We start from the raw sequence: 23,216 nt of genomic DNA on the forward strand, positions 1-23,216 counted from the left end.
CGGTTGCGGAAAATGATCATCGAGCTCTTCGGACCGCCCGGATCAGGCAAGGCAGCCTTTGCTGGAGCGCTTGCAGCGCACTTGCGTGGACAGGGCTACCGCACCAGGGTTGTCCACAGTCGTCAGCGCCGGAGGAGGGGAGGTAGCGTCGACCTTGGACTCTTTCTGTTTCTTTTCAGGGTCGGAGCGGCAATATTTTCGGCCTTTAGAATACTGGTTTCCCCAAGAGGCTTGGCGAAATATCTTGCGATCTCGATTTCCATGGTAAGAATTATTCCACCAAAAAAACTGATATGGCGGGCTTGGATTTGGCAACATATATTGAAAATTTCTCATTCCTGGGATGAAGCGGAGCAGTCTGAAGAAATAATAATATTTGAGCAAGGGTATGTTCAGGCGGTTGCATCTCTGGCCATTTTCAATGACGCCGCCGATAATATTGCAATTGCACGGGCACTCAAGCTCACACCGGTGGCTGATTTCACTCTCAGAGTTGTTCTCCCGCGTTCCATCGTGGAGACGCGCTTGTGCGAACGGATGAAGCAGGAGGCGCCGGCGGAGCGACTTCTCGATGCGGATCTTGAAACGAGCATGCGAGCATTCGGGGCGTTTCAGGACATCAATGACATTCTGGTGGGCACCGAAAGGAATGTCGTTCCCGTTGAAACACTCAACGACCAATCGTCGTTGGAAGGCGTGCGGCGTGTCGGACGCAAGATCCTCTCAAAGATCCAGCACAAGTGCGTCAGACCGGCGTCCCATGGCGAAGCCGCCCAGCCAATGCTCGAAGCTTATGGTCAGAATGATGAATGTGGCGATACGAAAACTGCACGACATGTTGCACCTGCCGTGACGCATGTCGTCTTGCCGAACAAGGAAGATCTGAGCCGTAACCTAGGCTATGCAGCCATCTTTGCTCTTATGATCTACGTGGTTGGTGCAGGGCTGACCAGCTTGGCGCAGTTGCTGATTGCGCGCATCGTCGGCTCCACCAGTTATGGCATCTATTCCTATGTCCTGTCCTGGACTTCGGTTCTTGGCTATCTCGCAACGCTCGGCTTCAACGTATCCTTGTTGCGCTTCGTATCCGCCTATCGTGCCCAGGGTCGGCTCGACCTGGCGCACGGTGTAATCCGGTTTGCTGTGCAACGATCGCTGGGGGTGGCGACGCTGTTCGGTATCACCGGCGCCGCAATAATCGTTTGCTTTTCTGGTCCTTCCAACAAGGAACTTGAGATCAGCCAGCTTCTCGGCATGGCCGCCGTGCCTTTGGTCACCGCCTCCGCATTGGGGGCTGCACTTGTTCGTGCATTCGGGGGCGGCGTCTCAGCCCTTTTGCCTGAACGCATTGTGCGCGACGGGTTGTTGTTGACGTTGCTTGGAGTTGCTGCCTTGTCCGGCGCGTGGACCTTGAATGCGCCATTGGTGATGCAAGCAGTGCTGACAAGTTCGGGCGTGACGGTCGGACTGGTATTCATAATGGCCACAAGGTTCCAGCCTCCCGGTTTGCGGCACGCTGAACCTGCCGATGCATCGAAAGACTGGTGGGCGGTGGTTCCGCCTATTATGCTCATGGCCGGGCTCGATGTCTTCATCAACAGGGCCGGCGTCATGGTGCTGGGCTGGACAGGCCATATCCGTGACGCAGGCATTTTCGCCCTCGGTCTCAACGTAGCGCTGCTTGTCAGTCTTTCGCTGGTTGCGGTCTCCACGATGTTTTCGCCTACAGCGGCTACCCTTTATGCCCGAGGCGACCGCAAGGCCCTACAGGCGCTGTTTTCGCGAGCGACCTTGCTGTCGGCAGGTGCCGCCATAGCGATGGCGATCCCGCTGCTTGTGATTGTTCGACCTCTTTTGAGTTGGTTTGGCGAGGATTTCGGCACAGGAGCGCCTATCGCTCGTGTGCTGATGCTTGGATATGTCTTCGTCGCGCTATGCGGACCCCAGTTGAACCTCTTGACCATGACCGGAAATGAATGGCCCGCGGCCATAACCATGATGGTCGGCGCTGCGATTGGCGTCATAGGCTGTGCGGCGGGCATTGAAATCTACGGTTCACTGGGTGCGGCAGTGGGGCTCGCGCTTGCCCTTGTGGTCTGGAACGTGGCGATGGCGATTTATATCCGCAAGCGGCTAAAGATCATTCCCGGGCTGATCTTTGCCTTGATGTCACTCAAGGCGCGCCCGTTCGCAAGTCACCAACGGTACTGGTTCTTGCGCTGACCTGACGGCTTGGAACTGCGGTGCCAAAGCGTTCGCGGTCGCTCGAATTGAGAGCGACGCAAACGGCACGCGAACTATCCCGGACTCCGGGCGCTCTCGATATTTGTGAATCCTTCTCGGGTTGAGGTCGTGGAAGGCTGACCTCATCCAAACGCACGATGATGCGCCTCGATGCGGCAATCACTATTCGATGCGCGCTTGGCTTCTATGGCGCTGCGGCCATGACAGATCAGGCGGCCGATCAGCCCCCAAAGGCATGAGGCGACCTGGGAGATGGCAATGGAACAGGCGAGAAACACCAATTCATCGCGCCTGGCATCGTTAGACCTGTTGCGATTGGTTGCGGCGCTGGCGGTTGTGGCCTTTCACTATCTTTTCCGCGGGCCTATCGCCGGCGATGTCGACGTCGAATATGCAGCCGCTGCGCCATTTGCCATCTACGGCTATCTCGGCGTCAGTCTGTTTTTTCTGATCAGTGGGTTCGTCATCGCCTGGTCGGCCGAAGGTCGAACCTGGCAGGAGTTCGCCGTCGCGCGCTTCGTGCGGCTTTACCCTGGATTCCTCGTCTGCATGACCGTGACATTTGTCGTTCTCTCAGTCGCCAACGACCCTCGTTTTCCGACTAATGTTTCGACCTATGCAGCCAATCTTTCCATGTTTGCCCGAGCATTTCGCAGGCCATCCATGGACGGCGTCTACTGGTCGATCATGCTCGAGATCGTGTTCTATGGTTGGATTGCACTGCTCATCCTTGCCGGTGCGTTCCAACGCTGGAAATTAGCCATCGTCGCGATCTGGCTGGCAGTGTCGGCAGCCAATGAGTTTTTCCTCGGGAGCTCGGCGATACGAATTCTCCTTATCACCGGCTACGCGCCTTTTTTTGCCTTCGGTATTTTGTCCCAGCAGATCGTTGCAAAAGGTCGTTCGCCGATGGCGCTGATCCTTCTTGCGATGGCATTCCTGCTGTCTTGCCAGACGATCAGATTCGATCAGGGCTGGATGCAGGAGCATTACGGTGCGTCCATTCCCTATCTTGCTCTCTTTGTCGCCAATGGTCTGGTCTTTGGGATTTTCGCAGGCGCGATACTGATCCGCTCCGTGGTTGCGCCTTCAAAAATTGTCCTGATGCTCGGCGGATTGACCTATCCGCTTTATCTTTTGCACCAATATATCGGTTACATCTCGCTCAACGCCCTAACCCCGCTGGTCGGCAAGAACGCCGCGTTCTTTCTCGTAGTGGCGACTGCCCTCCTTGCCTCGTTCGTGATCTGGCGTTTCATCGAGAGCCCGATACGCAAACCGCTCATCCGCGCATTGCTGTCTGGGATGGATCGCATCTCCCCGATTGGATCGGCGAGCGCTCGAACCGATAGCCGCGTCGCGCCGACATAGAAGAAGCTCTGCGCGAAGCAGCCGGCAACAGGTCACGTCTTGAAAGGGGCATGGGAGGGGATGAGCTGGGCGGGGTGGGACCCGCGGTCAATGGTTTACACAGGCATGAGGTTTTGTTGTTCTGCCGAGGCCAAAGTATCGCCTCCATGAAAGTGTCGATACCATTCGACAAAACGCTGAACACCGTCCTCGAGGGCCGTAGAGGGACCGAAGTTTACGGCGCTGCGAAGATCGCTGACATCGGCGCGAGTCTCCAGGACGTCGCCGGGAGGCAAGGGCACATCTGTGCGAAGAGCCTGACGACCAAGGGCAGTCTCGATGATTGCAATCAGCCGGTTGATCTCCTCGGGCCGATCATTGCCGATATTGTACACACGATATGGCGCCGAGCTCGTAGCCGGATCCGCTGCGCAACCATCCCAATTCGGTTCGGCACGCGGCGGGGCGGCTAGCACTCGAACCACTCCCTCGACGATGTCGTCTATGTAGGTGAAATCTCGCCACACACGACCGGCGTTGGCCACTGCGATCGTTTTCCCTTGGGCGATTGCATGAGTGAACGCGTAGACCGCCATGTCGGGCCTTCCCCACGGCCCATAGACGGTGAAGAACCGCAATCCTGTCGTGGGCAAGCCGAACAGATGGCTGTACGAATGCGCCATGGCTTCATTTGCACGTTTGGTCGCGGCATAGAAGCTGAGGGGGTGGTTGGCGCCGTGGTGTTCGGAAAACGGTATGGTTTGATTGGCGCCGTAGACGGAACTCGACGAGGCGTAGACCAGGTGTTTGACGCCGGCGTGCCGGCAGCCTTCCAGGACATTGAGAAACGCCACGATGTTGGACTGTACATAGGCATGCGGATCGACCAGCGAATGACGCACGCCCGCCTGGGCAGCCAGGTGAACAAAATGCGATGGTCGAAAGTCGTAGAACAGCGACTGCACAGGTAACCGATCCGCCAAATCCAGACGCATCGGAGTAAACCCCGGCTCGGCGCACAGGCGCGCAAATCGCGCTTCCTTCAATCTTGGATCGTAATAGGGCGTGAAATTGTCCACCCCTACGACTTCCGCACCGGAGCGCAAAAGCCGCCAAGCGACATGAAATCCGATGAAGCCCGCTGCGCCGGTGACGACGATCGGTCCTTTCCGCGACAGTTGCAGGATCGCGCGGTCCGATGGGGCCGGTCCAGATTTTGCCTCCGCCGGACCGGACCTGTCGCGTTGACCATTGCCCACCCTGCGGCCCTCGGAATTCTGTCCGACCATGTCGAAATTTTCCCCCTCAAGATTGAGCTCGTCGAGCTGGCCGACCGTGGCGCCGTGGCAGGCTGGGAGCTGCGCAAGGGCAGCTCCACAGCGGCCAGAATTCCGAGTGACGCCGCCTCGCGATCGAGACGGCAACCCTCACGGCAATACGGAAATACGCCCCAGGAGAGCCACCAGTTCGCCCTGGCGTTTTGTGTCGGTCTTGGCGAAGAGCGACGCCAGTTGAGACCTGATCGTGGTCCGGCTAAGCCGCCAACTGCGGGCGATTTCCAAGGGCGCATCCCCTTGGGCCAAGCGCATTGCGAGCTGGGTCTCCGCACTCGTCAGGCCGAACATCTTTTGCAATGTCTGAGGATTGGCCGACGATCTGTTCTCGCGGTCCAACAATGCCACGATGCTCGTTCCATCAGGAGTAACGACCCCCCCTTCATTGAGTACCACCGGCCGGTCGCCGGCGCTGCGGATCACCACCCATGACAGCGAGCCTGGCAGAAAGTTAGCCGGAACATTCGCAACCAGGCGCCTTAGTGCGGCCGAAAGCTCGGCGGCTGTACCAGCCGCTTCATCCTGGCGTTCGAACGTGTCCTGTGCGGCGGCGTTCCATTCAACCACCTTCTTTTCGCGATTCAGGACGAGATACCCACAGCCGATGCGGTCAAGCATGCCGGTGACGGATTCCATGCCGCGGCGCTTCGAGTCGCCGACATCGGCCAGCCTATCTGGAGTGCGCTGCGTCGTACGGGTTACGCAACCATATTTATTCCCCAAGACAACGTACCGCCCGCCCGCAACGGTGTCGTTGCGCCTATCAATCAGAGACATTGTTCCTACCCCAAGCCCAGTGTTTCTACCCGACGGAAACTCTTCGATATCTCCTGCGTTTTTCCTTTGTCGAACGGATAGTAATCTGGTGTTTGGGTGTGGCAATCCGGCAGTGGTACTAGTTAGGCGGTCGCCTCCTAGCCTCGACGGACTAGTCCGAAAGATGTAGACTGGTTTATGGGATCGCGCTTGCGTAGGTTGGGTTTCGGCTTGCTGGGTACACCTTTAGCTCACGTGGCTTCAATATTGGTGCTTGTTGCCACAATTATATTTGAAATAACTGGCATAATTCATAGTAGTCGCGGACCAAGTTTTATTGAAACTATTCCGGCTATAATTGTCATCGTGTATCTTGAAGGTCGTCGAGCCGCGATCGCTGCGACGCTGGCGATCGCCGGCGCCGGCCTGTGGGCCCAGAACGTCCTTGGCGGTCGGATTTCCAATGAAGACTGGCTGCGGGCAATCTACCTTCTGGTGTCGGGTGGCGTGATAGCCTTTGTCTTTCACCGGCTCCGACAAGACTTGCGAAAGGCGGTGGAGGTCGCCGAGTCCAGGCTCGCTGCTGTCGAGGCGACCGAAGGCCGCTTTCGGTGGGCATTCGAACGTGCGGCCATGGGCTTTGCCAACGCCAATGAGAACGGTGAGCTACTGCAATCCAACAGACGGCTGTGTGAGCTGACGGGTTATACTGAAGCGGAACTCGCCCAATTGCGGCTTGTGAGCCTTGTTCATCCCGACGACCGGGATTCGATGTTGATATTGATTGAAGGTCAGGGCAAGGCCACGACCCCTTCCGGTGTTGAGGTCCGTTTGTTGAGGAAGGACGATACGACATTCTGGGCTCGAGTAGTCCTGTCTTCATCCCGGCCTGACGGCGTCCTTTCGGGGGGTATGTTCGTGGTTGTCGACGATATCTCGGAGCGACGAACGGCGCGCGAGGCGATCCGGGCGCAGAAGGAGCGGCTTTCTCTCGCGCTTTCTGCTGGCCGCTTGGGCACTTGGCAAATCGACCTCACCGATGGAACTGTCACAGGTTCCGACAAATTCTGGGACACTCTAGGCCTGCCTCCAGCCCCCAGCCGGCCCTTGCAAGATCTTGCTGCTGTCGTGCACCCGGCGGACTGGCCAAAGCTTGCAGCCACGACAGAACCTGCCTCCACTACTAATCACGATATCGAGATACGCGTCCGGCGAGCGGACGGTAACATCCGCTGGATAGCTCTGCGTGGGCGCGAGGAAAGACATGATGACCATCTGCTGCGCATCGGGGTTGCAGCTGACCTGACAGAGCGCCGGCAGACCACGCTGCTGCGCGCAGCGGTAAAGAAGCGGGAACGCGTAATGCTCGAACAACGCCATCGGTTCAGCAATCTTTTCCCGGTGATCACCGCACTGGTAAAAATGGTCGATTTTCCCGAGAACAATGTCGCCAAATACAAGGAAGACCTGATCGATCGAATTCGAGCCCTTGAAGCGACTCATACGCTGCTTTCACGCCACACCAGCGCTTCGGTGCTGCTCGACGATCTGGTTGTCCGGGAACTGCAACTCTACATGGGAACACGCGATATAGTGGTCGACGGCCCTGACATCATATTGTCAAGCGGTGCGGCAGAGAGCTTTGCCATGGTGGTTCATGAACTGACGACGAACTCCGTAAAGCACGGCGCACTTGGCGAGCCAGGAGGCCGGCTTGAGGTTACCTGGTCCTTCGCTCCAGAAGGTGAGGGAAACGACATTGTGTTCCACTGGGTGGAATCGGGCCGACGCAAGAAGGCCAAGATGATCGGCCATGGCTTTGGTTCAATGATAATCGGGATCGATGGCGCACCCCTTATCGGCCACTCCTCCAAACTGGAGATATTGGACCACGGGTTGCGGTACTCGCTGCGCCTGTCACGGCATGAAATCGAACCCTAGCTCGCGTTTTTCGAAAGCCAATTCTGCAGCACAAGGGCTGCCTCGGTCCGGTTTCGCACTCCAAGCTCACGCATTATGGCAGCAGCATGGATTTTTGTGGTCGCTTCGGCGATGTCAAGATGGCGAGCGATCTCCTTGTTTGAATAGCCTTCCGCCATCAGCTTGAGGACATCCCTCTGCCTCAAGGTCAGCTTGCTAAGACTGCCTGTCCCGGTCCGCGGTTGAGTTGAGGCTCTCTCGGGCGGGGGCGCGTGCAGCCCTTGGCCTGCAGAAGTCCGCGACAAGAGCGCCGGAACGTAGATGCGACCTGACAGAATTTCGCTCACCGCCAAAACGACTTCTTCGTCTTTTTGCGACTTTACGATGTAGCCGTGAAGGCCAATCGACAGAGCCGTCAATATCTCCGAACGTGAATCATTGCCCGAAACGATTGCGAAGCGCGTATCCGGGTATGTCGACAGAACGTCGGCGAGCACCTGCTGATTGAACAGCCCCGGCATATTCAGATCCAGGATCGCAAGATGTATGGGAGCCTGATCCGCCAAGAGGCTGACCACGGCATCGAAGCATGCAGCCTCAAATATCTCTATACTCGGAATGCCGGCGCTTAGCGCCAGTCGCAAGCCGCGACGATACAGACCGTGATCGTCGGCAATGACGATTCGATACATTGCATTACCCCAACCCGTACTCGAGCCCAATGAAACAAGGACAATTGGACCCTTGAAACATCCCTTACGATTGGGAGTTCGATCGGTGAAAGGCATTCAGAAGCGTGGCCAACCACTCGTCGAACCAACCCAAGCAATGTTAGCAGAACCCGCATATCGCTAACTATCACTTTTGCTAATGTAATACTAAATAGCGGAAAACTCTCCTGTTTTTTTTAGATGTCGGTTAACCATGTCGAATTAGCCCTACCTGGCGTTGTGGAACGTCCCGATTCTAAATCTCGCTAATTCAGCCCCAACTAAGGAAATTTCGCTGGGATTTTCAGCGTCTTGTTGGAGTTCAGCAGACCGTTCCAGCAGTCGCGAAATCCTTGGTTTTGGGGCCTGGGAAGTCACGGACTTTTGAATATCTCTTGGCAGACATTGATGGCTACTCCACCTGCTAGCCGCCGTCCGGGGCAGGCCTCAGCCTGCCGACCAACCTACCTTCAGCACAGCTATTGAACACCAGAAGTGTTGGATCGCTACCATTCGATTGCACGACGACATCCAGCCAACGGTCACTTACCGTTCCTCCTACGATGCTCGGATTGACGCGCAGGGGTCGGCAAAAATTTCAACCGATCTTCACGTTTGAAAAGACCCAAACGCGTCTTCCCGGACACCACCATCGACTTGGTAATAAATCAGGAGGATCGGATGAAAGCGGTTATTCAATGCGGTGGGATGGGAACGCGCCTTCGCCCCTTCACATCGGTCCTGCCGAAGCCCCTCATGCCGATTGGTGCTCGCCCCGTACTTGAGCTGCTGTTGAAGTGGCTGCGGCGCAATGGCATTGAAGACGTCTATATCACAACCGGATATCTCGGCCATCTTATCCGCAGCGTATGCGGCGATGGTTCGCAATGGAACCTGAAGATACGATACACTCAAGAGATGGAGCCGCTCGGCACCATCGGGCCACTCTCGCTGATCAGGGATGAACTGACTGAACCCTTTATTGTGCTCAACGGCGATGTTCTGACCGATCTCAGCCTCAGCCGATTCATTGCGGCACATCGCAAGCACAAGGATCCGGTAACGATCGCTACCGCCAACCGCCTGATCAAGATGGACTTTGGCGTCATCGACGAAGTCGACAATGCAGTCCAGATGTTTCGCGAGAAGCCGACGCTTTCTCACCTCGTGAGCATGGGGATCTACTGCATGAACCCCGATGTTCTGAAATTCATTCCGTCGGGTATTGCATTCGGATTCGACGATTTGATGCTGCAGATGATGCAGCAAGGCACGGTCGTCCACACCTACAAGCACGAAGGCCTGTGGCTCGATATTGGTCGCGTGGACGACTTCCAAAACGCCCAAGCCATTTCCTGGGAAGAGCAATCGGCTTCGATCGAGGTTGCCGCAGCAGCGGCCTGACAAATCAAGTCACGAGTTTAGATCACAAATAATAGTCTAGGAGGACATTATGCTCTTGGTCAGTGCCCCAATTTTGGGTGTCCCGGAGAAGGCAGCTCTGTCAAAAGTCATCGATAGTGGCTGGCTGACCATGGGAGAGCAGGTGCGAGCCTTTGAACAGGCCTTTGCCAGCATGCATGGCGCAGAGGACTGTGTGGCGGTTAGTTCCTGCACAGCAGCACTTCATCTCATTTTGCACGGACTTGGTATCGGCCCTGGTGACGAGGTTCTGGTTCCCTCGCTCACTTTCGTGGCAACCGCGAATTCGGTGCTCTATGTCGGCGCCACTCCCATCTTCGTCGATATCGAATCGGCCGACGTGCCGTTGATGTCGATTGCGGAAGCGGAAGCCCGCTGCACACCGCGCACCAAGGCAATAATTCTCGTTCACTTTGCAGGGTACCTCGCCAATCGGGAACAATGGCAGAGGTTTGCCCGGGCCCGCGGATTGCACATCATCGAAGACGCCGCGCATGCTCCTGGCTTGAAGGAGGTAGGAACGTTTGGCGTCGCTGCCGCTTTCAGCTTCTATGGCAACAAGAACATGACAACCGCCGAAGGCGGGGTTGTCATTGCCAAAGATCCCGAACTGCGCGAACGGATTCGCCAGGCCCGCGGGCACGGGATGACCACCGGAACACACCAGCGGCTGAACAGCCGAACGCCGCAATACGACGTGACCATGCTCGGCTTCAATTACCGCATGGACGAGATGCGGGCGGCAATTGGACTCGTGCAGCTGCAAAACCTGCAGGAATGGAATGAGATCAGGCGCATCCTGGTCGTACTTTATCGGCGGCTCATTGCAAAACATTGCCCGGCGGTGACAGTTCCGTTCAGCGAACCGCGCAAGTCCGCATACCACATCATGCCGATCCTTCTGCCGCGCTACGCCAACAGGCAAGACGTCATCGACGAATTGCGCACGCAGGGGATCCAGACCACCATTCACTATCCGCCCGTGCACCAGATGACGCTCTACCGCGAGCTCTCCCCGGGGACCCACCTGCCGCGCACAGACGACTTTGCTCAACGTGAGCTGACAATTCCACTTCACCCCCAAATTACATCGCCCGTCGTCGAAGCGGTTGTGGAAGCTCTGGCAGCGGCGGTGAACAGCGGCGCTCAGGCAGGAACAGCCGCATGAATGCAACGGACCGATCCCTTCATCGGCGTTTCGTACCAAGCTCAGCTCATGGGCTTGCGAGACGCTCGATCGACATAGCGGTAGCCAGTGCTGCTGTCATCCTATTCGCACCACTGATGCTGCTGATTGCGATTGCTCTTCTAGTCGAAGGCGGCCGTCCAGTTTTTTTTGCGCAGACACGCATCGGCGCAGGAGGTCGGCCCTTTCGCATGTATAAGTTTCGCAAGTTCGATGTGCGATGCGATCCTCACGGTCTCGCGCTGACTGTCGCCGGGGACACTCGCATGACGAGAATAGGCCGGATCCTCGCCGCGACAAAGTTCGACGAGTTGCCGCAACTGTGGAATGTCCTCAGAGGCGAGATGGCAATTGTTGGGCCGCGACCGGAAAGCCTCGCCTTCGTGGATTGCTTCCATAGCGGCTCGGAGGCCGTTCTGGGATACAAGCCCGGCTTGCTCGGTCCATCACAGGTTCTTTTCCGGAACGAGGCCAGTTTTTACCCTCAGTCGATGGATCCGCTGCTGTACTACCGGGAGGTGCTGTTTCCCGCCAAGGCCATGATCGACCTGTCCTATTACCCCCGACGCACGCTCGCATCCGACATTGTCTGGATGGCACGCGGTTTTCTGGCAATTCTTGGCCGGGTCCCGCCGCCGCCGATGAGGCGCTCTGATGACCTGCAAGATCAGCGTGTGACATAGGAAAGAGGACAATCAGTCATGGGCTATAAGGGCAAAAAAGTTCTCGTCACCGGCGCCGATGGATTTATCGGGTCGCATCTCACCGAAGCACTGGTTCGCGACGGAGCCGATGTCACGGCGCTGGCCCTTTACAATTCATTCGACAGCCACGGCTGGCTCGACGATTTGCCGGACAACATTCGAAGCCAGCTGAAGCTTGTCCGGGGCGATGTGCGCGACAGCGCATTCCTTAACAGGGTCGTGCGTGGCCAAGCCGTCGTGTTCCATTTGGCTGCACTGATCGCGATTCCCTACTCATACGCGGCCGCGCAATCCTATGTGGAGACCAACATCCTGGGTACGGTGAATGTTCTGGAAGCTGCGCGCCAATGGGAGACGGAGCGCGTGGTTCACACCTCGACAAGCGAAGTCTATGGCACAGCGTTAACCATGCCTATCAAGGAATCGCACCCGCTGCAGGGGCAGTCACCGTATTCGGCTTCCAAGATTGGCGCCGATATGATGGCGGAAGCCTACGCCAGGTCGTTTGACGTTCCCGTCGTGACGATGCGGCCATTCAACACCTATGGTCCACGGCAGAGCGAACGAGCTATCGTGCCGACCATCATCCGGCAGGCGCTCGACAACAAATGTTCAGCGATCATGGTCGGCGACACAAGCCCGATCCGTGACCTCACTTTTGTGGAAGACACCGCGGCCGCATTCCTGACTGCCGGTGTGGCTGATCTCGAATTCGGCCATGCGTACAATGCCGGAAGCCAACGCGCCGCGACGGTTGCAGATGTTCTGAAGCTGGTACTCGAGTTGAGCGGCTCAAAAAAGCCCGTCCATCGAGACGAAGGCCGCCTGCGGCCGCAGAATTCCGAGGTCCGTGCACTGCTCGCCGATTCTTCGCAGTTCGAAAGCCAAACCGGTTGGCGAGCGCGGACCAGTCTGCGCGACGGCCTGGAACGAACCATCGAATGGTGGCGCGCGCGCCTTAGCGAAGGCCGGGTGCGCCGCGAGATGAGCTACATGACATGACCTTTCGTGACCGGCATTCTTTGGTGTTGCTCCTGTTTGCCGCCGTCGCATTCTTTGATCTGCATGTCGCCGGAGGTCAGGAGCGCAGCACGTCGACGTTGTTCGTTGCGACGCCAGCGATGGACATGCCCGACTATCTGCGCCCAGCCATCGATCCGGTAGTTGGCGCAAGCTTCACCCGCATCACCAAGCCAGGTCAGCTTGGCAACGGCGTCGCCTGTGGACATGATTATTGCAGCCACCGTTATTCAAGCGCCCAGGCCTGGAATTCGGATCAGAGCCTCCTTGTGATTACCAACGGCTGTAACGGCATGTGCTTCTTTGACGGGCACACCTATGCTCCCGTCTTCATGCGCAATCGATCGGCCGAATGTGAATGGCACCCTCGAGACGCGGCGCTGATGATCTGCGTTCAGGGCCAGAAAATATCGACCTGGGCACCGCGGACCAATCGCGAGGACGTGCTGTTTGCTTCAAAAGATTATCACGATCTGCACTTCGGACCGGGCAAGGGCAACCCAAGCCGCGACGGCAACCGTATCGCAGTGCGTGCGGTTCGCAAGGACGGCGCCGAAGTTGTCTTTGCATACGACCTCAAGCTGCGGCAAAAGTTCGTCGATATCACGCTTGGGCAACTTCCTGGCGTCAATGACAACTGTTCGATTTCGCCGCTCGGCAACAACATCATTTGCATTCAGGAAGTGGCAGACGGCACCACCGAACAGGCCTTTATTTTCTCTGTCGACGGCACCCCGGGCCAGAGGTGGACACAACATCATCGGCCCGGCCATGGCGATATGACTGTCGATGACGATGGAAGCGAAATCTACGTCGGCATCAGCAAATCCGATCCGGACAAGTTTCAGGTGATCAAGCGCCGGCTGTCTGACGGCAAGGTGACTTCCCTTATGAAGTATGGCGAGGCAATGCATGCTTCGCTGCGCGCCTTGGACAAGCCAGGCTGGGTGTTCCTGAGCTATGGCGGTTATCCTGATGAGGTCTCGAGCCGTCCTGAAATGGCCCCCTATGCACGAGAGGTGATCGCGCTGCGCCTCGATGGCAGCGGAGAGGTTCGGCGCATAGCGCAAACGCGAAATATTGATTTTGACTACCGCAGCGAGAGCCACGCCTCGCCGTCCCCTGACGGTTCGCAGGTGATCTGGTCCAGCAACTGGGGCGTGCCCGGCGGGCCTGTCTATGACTTCGTCACCCGAGTCGATTGGCCGGCAGAGCCGACATCCAACTAGTGGAGATTGTCACCATGGCGTTCATGAGTAGAACCATTCTTGTAGCGCTCGGTATACTGGGCGCCATCGATATGGCCGGCGCCGCGGACGTGCGAACTGCCTACAAACTTTCTCCCGGCGACATCGTCGAGATCGGAATTTCCTCCATTCCTGAACGGACCCAGCGTGCCGTAATCCAGATGGACGGTACCATCGCGCTTCCCGAAGTCGGTATGGTGTCAGTCGGCGGCCTGACGCCGGCGGAATTGCAGGCTCGCATGGAAACGATCCTGCCTACCAAGATATTTCACCAGCGCCTGCCCGATGGGCGAGAGCAGATGATCGTCATCAAGCCAGGCGACGTAACTGCCATAGTCGCGGAATATCGTCCAATCTATGTGACTGGTGACGTCCTCACTCCGGGTCAGCAAGCGTATCGACCGCTGATGACGGTAAGACAGGCCGTTGCGGTGTCAGGTGGCGTCAGCCTTTTACGCTCGCGGGCAAACCAGGCTGGCCCCGACCCTGTAGACCTGCAACGCGAGTATGAGTCGCTGTGGGGAGAATACACGCGAGACTACTTCCATAGTGCTCGTCTTCGCGCCGAACTCCAGGATCAGGCGAGTTTCGACATGCAGCCGCCGCAAGGCTCACCCTTGTCTGCGGCTTTCAGTTCGGCAATCGCCAAAGCCGAGGCGGAAGGACTGAAGCTTTCCCTCGACAACTTCCAGCAGGAACAAAGCTATGTTGATCAGGGAGCGAAGGATGCCGCTGCACAGATCGACGTTCTGACAAAGCGCGAGCAGGTCGAGAGCGACGGGGTCAAGGCCGATGAAGAGGATCTGGCACGGGTGACGAAATTGTACCAGGCGGGCAATCTGACCAGCAACAGGCTTTCCGACGTTAGGCGCTCCGTACTTCTGTCTTCCAACGGGGTCCTTCAAACATCGGTCGAGCTCATGCGGGCGCGGCGCCAGCAGGAGGACTATCGCAGACAGCGCGAGCGCAATGACAACGTGCGAAAGATCGGTTTGCTGACCGAGCTGAAGGATACCGATGTGCGCCTTGCGGACACCACTGCGAGGCTTCATGCCGCCAGCCAGAAGTTGCAGCCTACAGGGGCGTCCGCCATGCCGCTGCCAGTTGCCGGCGAAACGATTCGGGCTCAGATCACGATCGTGCGGAAGGTCGGCGAAGAATGGCGCAAACAACCTGCCGAAGAAGACACCGAGGTGATACCGGGAGATACGATCGAGGTGCGGTTCAGCAGCGGTCTCGAAAATGTGGCAGTCCAATAGCCTCCTCACCCGGGCGACAGCCAGGTTGAGGGAATGCCTTATTGTTTGAAGGCTCTGGAGAACTGGTCTGTAAGAGGCTTCAGCAAATATGACCAGACGTTGCGCTCATCGGTGCTTATGTGGACCTCGGCCGGCATGCCTGGTTTGAGTATTTTCTCTCCCGTCAGGCAGGTCGCCTCATTGTCCACGTTGATGCGCGCCGAGAAGTAGGAAAGCTGACGTTGCTGATCCTTGATCAGGTCGGCAGAAATGCGCTTGACGGAGCCTTCGCAAACGGGGGTCGTTCCGACGTCAAAAGACGGAAAGCGGATTGAAACCCGCTGTCCTGGGTGAACATCGTCCATGCGGGTTGGAGGAATGAGAGCATCCACGACGAGATTGTCAGTATCAGGCACAACCATCATGAGCACTTCCCCAGCGCCAATAACGCCTCCGACCGTGTGTATCGAGGATTCCTGTATGGTGCCGGTCTGCGGGGACCGGATATCTGTCCTGGCGAGTTCGTCGTCCGCCACTATCTTGCGCTCTTCGAGCTCGGTGCGCTTCGCCTCCGTTTCGCGGAGTTCACTTGTCACGTCGCTGCGCATCTGTTCGTCGAGTTGAAGCACCTGCAGGTCAGTTTCACTGATGTGAGCCTGCACCTCGGCGATTGCTGCGACAAGTCGTCCGGACTCGCCGCGGGTTCGGCTTTCTTCCAGACTGACATTGCTCAGTCGCTCTTTGGACACCAGCTTCTTGGCGTAAAGCGATTGGACGTCGGCAAGGCTGTGAGCCAACAGATCCAGAGAATTCTCCGTCGCAGCCTGCTGAGCCTTGAGGCCGTCGATCTGGTGCCCCAGTTGCAGTGAACGGCTTTTCAACTGCGCTTTCTGGCCGGCCAATGCCGCGGCACGGCTTTCAAAAACAGCCCGCTCGCCATTGACAAGTGCCGCCACCTGCGGGTTGCCCATTCGCACGCGAAGGCTGGGTGGAACCTGCATTTCCGGCAAACCCTGTCGCTCGGCTTCCAACCGCGCCAGGCGGATGGTGGCGCGGTCAAGATCTTCACTGACGATCTGCAGGTTTGACCGTGTCAACGTGTCGTCGAGCCTGACCAACACGTCGCCGGCACGCACATGGTCCCCATCCTGGGCGAAGATGCCGCCGATGGTGCCGCCGGTTCGATGCTGGACTTTCTTTATGTTGGTTTCGACGACCACAGTGGCCGGCGCAATGACGGCACCGGCAATCTTGGTCAACCCCAGCCAAAGTCCTCCGCCGACAATCAAAAGGAGCGTGGTCGCCAAGCCCAGAAACAGGTTGGCTCGAATGCCATCCGGCTGTTCGGTTAGATCCGTCCCGATCCATTGGCTTGCGCCGGCAGCATATGTGGAAATGGTCGCGTCAGACACGGGGCAATTCCTCAAGCATGACCGCCTGCACTTTTCTGCAACGGAACGACTGTTGGCCTCTCCGGATTTGGGAAGGGGCGGATCACATTTGCCAGGACATCATCACGCGAACCAAAAGAGTGGACCATGCCGTTGGACATGACGAGTACTTGATCGATGTTGACGAGGGCAGAGGGGCGATGCGCAACGACGATCACGATGCCCCCGCGCTGGCGTACCGCCATGATCGCCCCTGCCAAAGCGGCGTCGCCGTCCACATCCAGATTGGAATTTGGTTCGTCGAGAACGACAAGAAACGGATCGCCATACAATGCCCTGGCGAGCCCGATCAGCTGCCTCTGGCCAGCCGACAGGGCCGCTCCTCCTTCTCCGATGCGTGTTTGAAAGCCTTCCGGCAAACGCATGATCATCTTGTCGACGCCTGCTGCCCGGGCGGCTGCCATGACACCTTTAGGGTCGCTCCCGCCTCCAAACCTGGAAATGTTGTCGGCAACTGATCCGTCAAATAGTTCGACGTCCTGTGGCAGGTAGCCGATATGAGCGCCGAGCAGTTCGGAATCCCACTGATCGAGCGCCGCCCCATCCAGTCGCACCGTTCCTCGAAGGGGCTTCCACGCCCCGACCAAACCGCGAACGAGCGTTGTCTTCCCGGATCCGCTCGGGCCGACAACCGCCATCGCGGCGCCACTCGACAAGCGGAAGCTTACATTGAGAACGGTCGGCTTCTGTGCGCTTGGTGGCGCTATCGTCAATTCCTCAACGGAGAGCTGTGCTTGCGGCCGTGGCAGCTCCATAGGGGCCTTTTGGCTGCCGAAAGCATCCAGCGCAGCCGCCAGGTCGCTATAGCTTCGGCGGGCAGCCAGAAACCCTCTCCAGTTTGCAATCGCCACATCGACCGGCGCCAGTGAGCGACCTAGCAATATGGAAGACGCGATAATCACGCCTGGCGAGGCCTCGCCCCCGATCACCAGGTAGGCGCCCAATCCGAGTACACCTGATTGCAAGGCCATTCTGAGTGTTTTCGACAGCGATCCTGTTGCGCCCACAATATCGGACAGCCGTTCCTGGTTCTTGAGATACGCATGGCTGACCTCACTCCATCGCCGACCGAGCCGGGCGGAGAGACCCATCGCTTGAACGACCTCTGCATTGCGGCGGCCGGAATCTGCAAGAACGCGTTGCGCGATAAGTGTTTCAGATGCACGAGCGGCGGGTCTGCGGCCTATGATTTCCGCCGCCACCGTCAAAAGCACGACAGCAGCGGCGCCGGCGGTTGCCAGCAGCCCAAGGGAAGGGTGCAACAGATAAATGACCACCATATAAAACGGTAGCCATGGGGCGTCGAAGACAACCGTCGGTCCCAAGCCGGAAAGAAAGCCGCGCAGTTGGTCCAGGTCGCGAAGCGGCTGCACCCGGTTGCCGTCCTGCCCGGCAAGAAGAGGCAGTGACAGTGAAATGGTGAAGGCTTTTTGCTGCAGGTTTCGGTAGAGTCGATTGCCTATGCGGACCAACAGGCGAAGCCGTACGAAATCGAGCAGACCGTAAATGGCATAAAGGCCCAGCATGCCGATCGTGAATCCGATGAGTGTCGGAACGCTCTGCGAGGGAAGCACACGGTCATAGACCTGCAGCATATAGACGGAGCCGGTCAGTGCCAGAACGTTTATCACTGCCGAGAAGAGGCCAATACCAACCAGCCCAGGCCCACAACCCAACATGGCTGAGCGTAAATCTTGCGCGCGCTGTTCCCTCACGACATGCGATCTCGCACGCCAGCATGTCGCATGGTGTCATAGCTTCCGCAGGTGTTGGACAAGTTCTTGCCTCTCGTTGCCCCGCCCACTCCCGAAAACATTACGCCCAGCTAACATTCGACAAATTTGAGAGAAATGCAGCAAAATCGTGACGCTAAGCCGTAATATCGCTAATTGGCCTCCCAAGCTGGGGATAACCGGCCTGGGAGGGCGAATGCCTGCTTAGGTCGTCTATCACATCATCAAAGTCTGTCGGATCGCGACAGTGAGTGGATCCGACGCTGAAAAATCAGGCCTGATTCTTATGACCGACGACCACTCGGCCCTCTCCGGCCTCATTCACGACCGCGTGAATCTTCTCGTAGGCCTTGGAGCGTTCGAGTAGACCCATGACTTGTCGGTCCTGGCCAAGACCGACTTCGAAGAGCAGGATACCAGCGGGACGCAGATAACGTGGCGCGTCCTTGATCACCCTCATGTGGATGCTCAGGCCATAAGGACCAGCCGCAAACGCCTCACGCGGCTCCAGGTCCGTCAGGTGTGCGCGGTCGCCCTCGAGCCGCTTTTCCGAAATGTAAGGCGGATTGCAGACGATCATGTCGACCGTGCCGTCAAGCTCCAGGCCCGAAAAGGCCTCGAACAAGTCGCCCTGAAGCACAGACACGCGGTCTGTCAGCCCATGATGGGTGATGTTGCGGCGCGCGGCCTCGACACATCCATCAGTTAGGTCGCTCGCCCAGATGCGAGAAGCGGGAGCATGGTGCGCGATGGCACACGCCAGGTTGCCGGCGCCGCAGCACATGTCGACAATGCGAGGCGCCGCCATGTTCAGCTGACGCAAGGCAGTGAGAGCGGCCGTACCCAGCAACTCCGTCTCCGGTCGGGGCACGAGTGCCCCGGGTGCGACGAGCAGTTCCAGCCCCATGAAGATGGTGCGGCCTTTGCTGTAGGCGTCCGCGACACTGATTTCGTGGCTCACGACAAACCCACCTTCCCGATGTTGCCGTTGCATGAAACTTTGATAATCAGTTCGTTTTTCGGATGACGTACTGCGCAATCCCCTGAATGGAATCGAGGTTCTCAGGCAGCAGTTCGCTGTCCTCGACGATGATTCCGAACGTTTCCTCGATGAAGCCGATGACCTCAAGCACTCCCGTCGAGTCGACGATGCCTTGGTCGAGCAGAGACGTCTCGCTCTCCAGGGCCTCAGCGTCGGCCACGTAGAAATTCGACGCCAGGAAACCGCGAATTTGCTCCCTGTAGATTTCTATTCTGTCCTTGCTAGCCAACATCGAATTATTCCTCCAGTTCTACAACATAAAGCCAGGTCAAATTCCCACACAAATCAGCTCATGACAGAGCCGTTTTCTTCAGTTTTCCCGTGTCCGTCATTGGCAAGCTGGCTACAACAACGATCGACTTCGGGACCATGAAATTTTCCAGTCGTTTCTGGCACTCTTTCTGCAGTTGTTTTTCGCCGATGGTTCTTCCTTGCTCCATGACGACAAACGCCTTCACCGCCTGCCCGAGAAGGTCGTCAGGAACGCCGATGACTGCGGCTTCCCGGACCCCCGGAATATCCATCAACACGTTCTCCACCTCCTTCGGCGCAACCTTCTCGCCTCGGGATTTGATGATCTCGTCGCCACGGCTCACGAAGTAGAGGTAGCCCTCCGCATCAATCCGGCAGTAGTCGCCGGTATACAGGACCTGCTCGCCCGGCAGAGGGCCGGGTTTGAGCTTTCTGGCGGTCGCCTCCGGCTTGCCCCAATAGCCTTTCATCACCGTCGCGCCGCGGATGACGAGTTGGCCAACGACGCCGGGGCCGACCCGTCGATCGTCCTCATCGACGATCCACATTTCCGTGTTCGGAATGGCGATCCCGACACTCAACGGCTTTCGCTCGAGATCCTCCGGCGGCAGATAAGTGCAGCGCTTGCATTCGGTGAGGCCATACATGGAATAGATGCGCGCGCTCGAAAACAGCTCCTGAAGCATCAGAATGTGCTTGAGCGGGAGAGCCGCCGCCGTGTTGGTAACATAGCGGATGCTCGAAAAATCTTGATCTTTCAGCGATTTGAGCTCCGACAGGGCAGCGAAGATAGTGGGCACGCCGGGGAACCCAGTGACCCGCTCTTGCTTGATCAGTCCAAGGATCTGCGCCGGGAACGCAAATGAGCGCTCAAGCACCAGCCGGGCGCCAGTGCGAAACGCCATGAGCATCTGGTACAGTCCGTAATCGAAGGCCAGCGGCAGGACATTGAGGATCACTTCGTCCTCGCCAAGCTCAAGGTATGAGGCGATCGACGTGCACGCCGTCATCATGTTCCTGTGCGTCAACATCACGCCCTTGGGTTCGCCTGTCGACCCCGATGTGTAGATGATGGCGGCCAGATCGATGTCAATGCAGCGCCGCACCGGCGCCGTGCCGTGGCCGGCGGCCGCAACGTCCCAGCGCACCGCATTAGGCAACTGCATCAACTCGGCGTCATCGATGGACCCGGAGACGATAACCCCGCGTAGTGACGGGCATTTGCGCGCGGGCTCGCTGAAGACCGAATGCAGGTGCTTGTCCGTTATCAGCGCCGTCGGCAGGCAATCGTTGAGCAGGTAGTCAAGCTTGTCGCTTTTGGTGAGCGGGTTGACGATGCACACCACGGCATTCGCCTTTAGCACCGCCCAGAAACTGACGACCGTCTCGACTGTGTTGTCGGCAAAGATCATCACACGATCGCCGCGTATGACCCCGGCGTCTGCCAGATGTTGTGCGACAGCGTTTGCGCGTGCCTCGATCTCGCCATAGGTCAGACGTTGCTGTCCGCAGACCAACGCCACCTTTTCACTGAGCCGGGCGGCCGAGTGGCTGAGATAGTCGTGCAACAGCGGTATCGCGCCATGCATCATGCCAACACCTCTTCCCGACGCTCATGGTCAACATCGACGCTGAGCTCAATCTTTCGCGTGGTGCCAGGGCGGCTGGCGATAAACTGCTGGTGAAGGAGTTGGGTCGACAGCACGCCTACCAGCGCCATGTTATCGGAGTTGGACAGATCTCCGTCGACCGTCCTGGCCTGGCACTTGCCGAGCAGGCGCGCGACCGACTTCGGATCGAAGACGTTTGTCTCGCGTACCGCCGTCTCCGAAAGCGCTTCGCGGACATAGGCCGGTGCATCATCGGCGATGAAGCACAGAGCATTCGGTGCCCGGTACGGTTGCTTCTTGCGGGCCACGACTTCGGGCGGCAGAATGGGTTTCGCCACCCGCTTCAGCACATGCTTTTCGTCCAGGACGCGCAGCTTGTATTCTGCCGGGAGCGAATTCGCGAGTTCTACAACGTCATCGTCCAGGAACGGGAATCGCCCCTCGATGGAGTTCGCCATCAGCATCCTGTCCCCTTGCGACGAAAGCAGATAGCCCGACATCAGCGTTTGAACCTCGAGATACTGGTCTTGTGCCAGGGGCGCCCAGCCCGAAAACTCGGCGGGCAGACGAGCCAGAAGCTCAGACACCGTATTGCGCTGTTCTGTCTCGGCCCGCATATCGGTCGAGAACAATCGCTTGACGGCGCTGGTGGTGCGCCAGCGCGTGTCGTGCGCAAAGCCTGGCCCATCATAGGCCTGGATATCGCGCCCGAAAAACTGCCGCGCCATCGCCTGCTGATGGACCGGCGAGCGGGTGAGATACGGATAGAGCCGCTCCAGCAGTCGCGCGCGTCGCGTCGACTCTGGCTGGCGCCCCCAGAAACGACGCACCTTGCCTTCCCGGAACAGGTCGTAGCCAGCGAACATTTCGTCGGCCCCTTCACCCGTGAGCACGACCTTGATGCCGTGCTTTCGCACCAGCCTTGAGAGCAGGAGCAGGGGCGCCGGCGCCGTCCTGAGGATTGGGCGCTCGGTGTGGTAGATCACCTCAGGAAAGATATCGGCAATGTCGCTGCGCGAAACCACCACCTCGTGGTGCTCGCTGCCCGTCGCGCCAGCGACCAGCCGCTGGTAACGGGTCTCGTCATATTCGGCGTCGTCAAAACGCAGCGAGAAGGTCTGGAAGCGGTTTCCTGCGATGCCTCTTCCCAGCATGGCGACAAGAGAGCTGTCGAGTCCGCCGGACAAGTAACAGCCGACCGGCACATCTGCCTGCTCAATCCTGAGTGACGTCGCGGACTGCAGGGCGCTACGCACCCTGTCGACTGCATCATCGAGCGAGCCGGCAAATTCATGATGCGAGCCGGAAGCGTCGGGATAGCAAGGTTTCCAGAAGGCCCGCTCGCGGACAGTGCCGTTCTCGTAGATGCGGACATGCCCTGGCTTGAGTTCGCTGACCCCCTGGAATACGCCTTGCGGGGGAACCACCGTCCAGAGCGTGAAAGTCTGGTCGATGCCGGCTGGATCGAAGGCTCTCGGCACAGCCGCTTCAGCCGCAAAAATGGCTTTCACTTCGCTGGCGAAATAAAGGCGACCGGCATGCTCGCAAAAATGCAGAGGGCAGATGCCGAAACGATCACGCGACAAAACCAGACGACCGGCCAGCGAATCCCAGATCGCGATTGCCCATTGCCCATTCATGCGCTCGAAGGCGGCCTCGCCCCACGCGCGATAGGCGTGAATGACCACCTCCGTATCGCTGCGGGTGCGGAAGCGATGGCCGAGTGCGACCAGCTTTTCCCTGAGCTCGACATAGTTGAAAATCTCGCCGTTGAAGACGATCCACGTTGTACCGCTGGTGTCGGCGAGCGGCTGCTGGCCGCTCGACAGGTCGACGATCGACAGGCGGGCATGGGCCAGGCCCGCGCGTTTGTCGCGGTAGAGGCCACGTTCGTCCGGGCCGCGGTGAGCGAGCGAGCCCGCCATGCGCAGCAGCGCCTCACGCGACGGGGATGCCGCAGCAGTGCTCAGCGCCACGATACCGGCGATGCCGCACAT

At 58.2% G+C, this 23,216-nt stretch carries 18 protein-coding genes; 9 read left to right on the plus strand and 9 right to left on the minus strand.

Annotated elements, in window-relative coordinates; translation table 11 throughout:
* The first annotated feature begins 12 nt into the window (after positions 1 to 12).
* On the plus strand, positions 13 to 2,223 hold the full coding sequence (locus AC04SH_RS17950; protein ID WP_488576023.1) for a lipopolysaccharide biosynthesis protein: 2,211 nt from the start codon (positions 13 to 15) through the stop codon (positions 2,221 to 2,223).
* A 279-nt stretch (positions 2,224 to 2,502) separates the two neighbouring features.
* Positions 2,503 to 3,615 (plus strand): acyltransferase family protein, encoded by a 1,113-nt coding sequence (locus AC04SH_RS17955; RefSeq protein WP_477232975.1) that lies wholly within the window; start codon positions 2,503 to 2,505, stop codon positions 3,613 to 3,615.
* Positions 3,616 to 3,710: 95 nt separating this feature from the next.
* Here AC04SH_RS17955 and AC04SH_RS17960 read toward each other — a convergent pair whose 3' ends face one another.
* Both AC04SH_RS17960 and AC04SH_RS17965 read right to left on the minus strand, forming a co-directional pair.
* On the minus strand, positions 3,711 to 4,778 hold the full coding sequence (locus tag AC04SH_RS17960; RefSeq protein WP_488576046.1) for an NAD-dependent epimerase/dehydratase family protein: 1,068 nt from the start codon (positions 4,776 to 4,778) through the stop codon (positions 3,711 to 3,713).
* A gap of 243 nt (positions 4,779 to 5,021) precedes the next feature.
* Entirely contained in the window at positions 5,022 to 5,564 is a 543-nt protein-coding gene (locus tag AC04SH_RS17965) for a helix-turn-helix transcriptional regulator (protein WP_488576024.1), read from the minus strand.
* Positions 5,565 to 6,050: 486 nt separating this feature from the next.
* On the opposite strand from AC04SH_RS17965, the gene AC04SH_RS17970 reads away from it, so the two are divergent.
* Positions 6,051 to 7,625 (plus strand): PAS domain S-box protein, encoded by a 1,575-nt coding sequence (locus tag AC04SH_RS17970; protein ID WP_488576025.1) that lies wholly within the window; start codon positions 6,051 to 6,053, stop codon positions 7,623 to 7,625.
* On the opposite strand, the gene AC04SH_RS17975 is transcribed toward AC04SH_RS17970, so the two are convergent.
* Positions 7,622 to 8,296, minus strand: a complete 675-nt coding sequence (locus tag AC04SH_RS17975; RefSeq protein WP_352586384.1) for a LuxR C-terminal-related transcriptional regulator — start codon at positions 8,294 to 8,296, stop codon at positions 7,622 to 7,624. The genes AC04SH_RS17970 and AC04SH_RS17975 overlap by 4 nt on opposite strands.
* 699 nt (positions 8,297 to 8,995) lie before the next feature.
* Here AC04SH_RS17975 and AC04SH_RS17980 point away from each other — a divergent pair.
* From AC04SH_RS17980 to AC04SH_RS18005, 6 genes are read left to right on the plus strand one after another with little or no spacing between them, the layout of a single operon-like run.
* A complete protein-coding gene (locus AC04SH_RS17980; RefSeq protein ID WP_112559397.1) occupies positions 8,996 to 9,718 on the plus strand; it encodes a nucleotidyltransferase family protein in 723 nt (240 codons plus the stop codon).
* Between the two features lie 49 nt (positions 9,719 to 9,767).
* Positions 9,768 to 10,904 (plus strand): DegT/DnrJ/EryC1/StrS family aminotransferase, encoded by a 1,137-nt coding sequence (locus AC04SH_RS17985; RefSeq protein WP_488576026.1) that lies wholly within the window; start codon positions 9,768 to 9,770, stop codon positions 10,902 to 10,904.
* Complete coding sequence (locus AC04SH_RS17990; RefSeq protein ID WP_488576027.1) at positions 10,901 to 11,605, plus strand: sugar transferase; 705 nt, start codon at positions 10,901 to 10,903, stop codon at positions 11,603 to 11,605. Before AC04SH_RS17985 ends, AC04SH_RS17990 begins: the two co-directional genes overlap by 4 nt.
* An 18-nt stretch (positions 11,606 to 11,623) precedes the next feature.
* Positions 11,624 to 12,628, plus strand: coding sequence for an SDR family NAD(P)-dependent oxidoreductase (locus AC04SH_RS17995; protein ID WP_477232970.1), 1,005 nt, complete (start codon positions 11,624 to 11,626; stop codon positions 12,626 to 12,628).
* Positions 12,625 to 13,875 (plus strand): hypothetical protein, encoded by a 1,251-nt coding sequence (locus AC04SH_RS18000; RefSeq protein WP_488576028.1) that lies wholly within the window; start codon positions 12,625 to 12,627, stop codon positions 13,873 to 13,875. Before AC04SH_RS17995 ends, AC04SH_RS18000 begins: the two co-directional genes overlap by 4 nt.
* Before the next feature lie 14 nt (positions 13,876 to 13,889).
* Positions 13,890 to 15,152, plus strand: a complete 1,263-nt coding sequence (locus AC04SH_RS18005; RefSeq protein WP_488576029.1) for a polysaccharide biosynthesis/export family protein — start codon at positions 13,890 to 13,892, stop codon at positions 15,150 to 15,152.
* A 38-nt stretch (positions 15,153 to 15,190) separates the two neighbouring features.
* Here AC04SH_RS18005 and AC04SH_RS18010 read toward each other — a convergent pair whose 3' ends face one another.
* The 6 genes from AC04SH_RS18010 to asnB form a co-directional block, all read right to left on the minus strand.
* Positions 15,191 to 16,543 (minus strand): HlyD family type I secretion periplasmic adaptor subunit, encoded by a 1,353-nt coding sequence (locus AC04SH_RS18010; protein WP_488576030.1) that lies wholly within the window; start codon positions 16,541 to 16,543, stop codon positions 15,191 to 15,193.
* Between the two features lie 11 nt (positions 16,544 to 16,554).
* Entirely contained in the window at positions 16,555 to 18,261 is a 1,707-nt protein-coding gene (locus AC04SH_RS18015) for a type I secretion system permease/ATPase (RefSeq protein WP_488576047.1), read from the minus strand.
* A 325-nt stretch (positions 18,262 to 18,586) separates the two neighbouring features.
* On the minus strand, positions 18,587 to 19,276 hold the full coding sequence (locus tag AC04SH_RS18020; protein WP_488576031.1) for a N5-glutamine methyltransferase family protein: 690 nt from the start codon (positions 19,274 to 19,276) through the stop codon (positions 18,587 to 18,589).
* Positions 19,277 to 19,322: 46 nt separating this feature from the next.
* A complete protein-coding gene (locus AC04SH_RS18025) occupies positions 19,323 to 19,589 on the minus strand; it encodes an acyl carrier protein (protein ID WP_112559405.1) in 267 nt (88 codons plus the stop codon).
* Positions 19,590 to 19,647: 58 nt separating this feature from the next.
* Positions 19,648 to 21,201, minus strand: coding sequence for a class I adenylate-forming enzyme family protein (locus AC04SH_RS18030; protein ID WP_488576032.1), 1,554 nt, complete (start codon positions 21,199 to 21,201; stop codon positions 19,648 to 19,650).
* Positions 21,198 to 23,216, minus strand: coding sequence for an asparagine synthase (glutamine-hydrolyzing) (gene asnB / locus AC04SH_RS18035; RefSeq protein ID WP_488576033.1), 2,019 nt, complete (start codon positions 23,214 to 23,216; stop codon positions 21,198 to 21,200). The genes AC04SH_RS18030 and asnB overlap by 4 nt, the downstream gene beginning before the upstream one ends.

Source organism: Mesorhizobium sp. CNPSo 4688 (genome assembly GCF_057784295.1).

Excerpts from the sequence above, each read along its gene's own strand:
- AC04SH_RS18005 (WP_488576029.1), top strand. The coding sequence starts at position 13,890 with ATGGCGTTCATGAGTAGAACCATTCTTGTAGCGCTCGGTATACTGGGC.
- AC04SH_RS18000 (WP_488576028.1), top strand. The coding sequence starts at position 12,625 with ATGACCTTTCGTGACCGGCATTCTTTGGTGTTGCTCCTGTTTGCCGCC.
- AC04SH_RS17975 (WP_352586384.1), bottom strand. The coding sequence starts at position 8,296 with ATGTATCGAATCGTCATTGCCGACGATCACGGTCTGTATCGTCGCGGC.
- AC04SH_RS17995 (WP_477232970.1), top strand. The coding sequence starts at position 11,624 with ATGGGCTATAAGGGCAAAAAAGTTCTCGTCACCGGCGCCGATGGATTT.
- AC04SH_RS18030 (WP_488576032.1), bottom strand. The coding sequence starts at position 21,201 with ATGATGCATGGCGCGATACCGCTGTTGCACGACTATCTCAGCCACTCG.
- AC04SH_RS17965 (WP_488576024.1), bottom strand. The coding sequence starts at position 5,564 with ATGGAATCCGTCACCGGCATGCTTGACCGCATCGGCTGTGGGTATCTC.
- AC04SH_RS18015 (WP_488576047.1), bottom strand. The coding sequence starts at position 18,261 with ATGTTGGGTTGTGGGCCTGGGCTGGTTGGTATTGGCCTCTTCTCGGCA.
- AC04SH_RS18025 (WP_112559405.1), bottom strand. The coding sequence starts at position 19,589 with ATGTTGGCTAGCAAGGACAGAATAGAAATCTACAGGGAGCAAATTCGC.
- AC04SH_RS17955 (WP_477232975.1), top strand. The coding sequence starts at position 2,503 with ATGGAACAGGCGAGAAACACCAATTCATCGCGCCTGGCATCGTTAGAC.
- asnB (WP_488576033.1), bottom strand. The coding sequence starts at position 23,216 with ATGTGCGGCATCGCCGGTATCGTGGCGCTGAGCACTGCTGCGGCATCC.
- AC04SH_RS17990 (WP_488576027.1), top strand. The coding sequence starts at position 10,901 with ATGAATGCAACGGACCGATCCCTTCATCGGCGTTTCGTACCAAGCTCA.
- AC04SH_RS17980 (WP_112559397.1), top strand. The coding sequence starts at position 8,996 with ATGAAAGCGGTTATTCAATGCGGTGGGATGGGAACGCGCCTTCGCCCC.
- AC04SH_RS17985 (WP_488576026.1), top strand. The coding sequence starts at position 9,768 with ATGCTCTTGGTCAGTGCCCCAATTTTGGGTGTCCCGGAGAAGGCAGCT.
- AC04SH_RS17950 (WP_488576023.1), top strand. The coding sequence starts at position 13 with ATGATCATCGAGCTCTTCGGACCGCCCGGATCAGGCAAGGCAGCCTTT.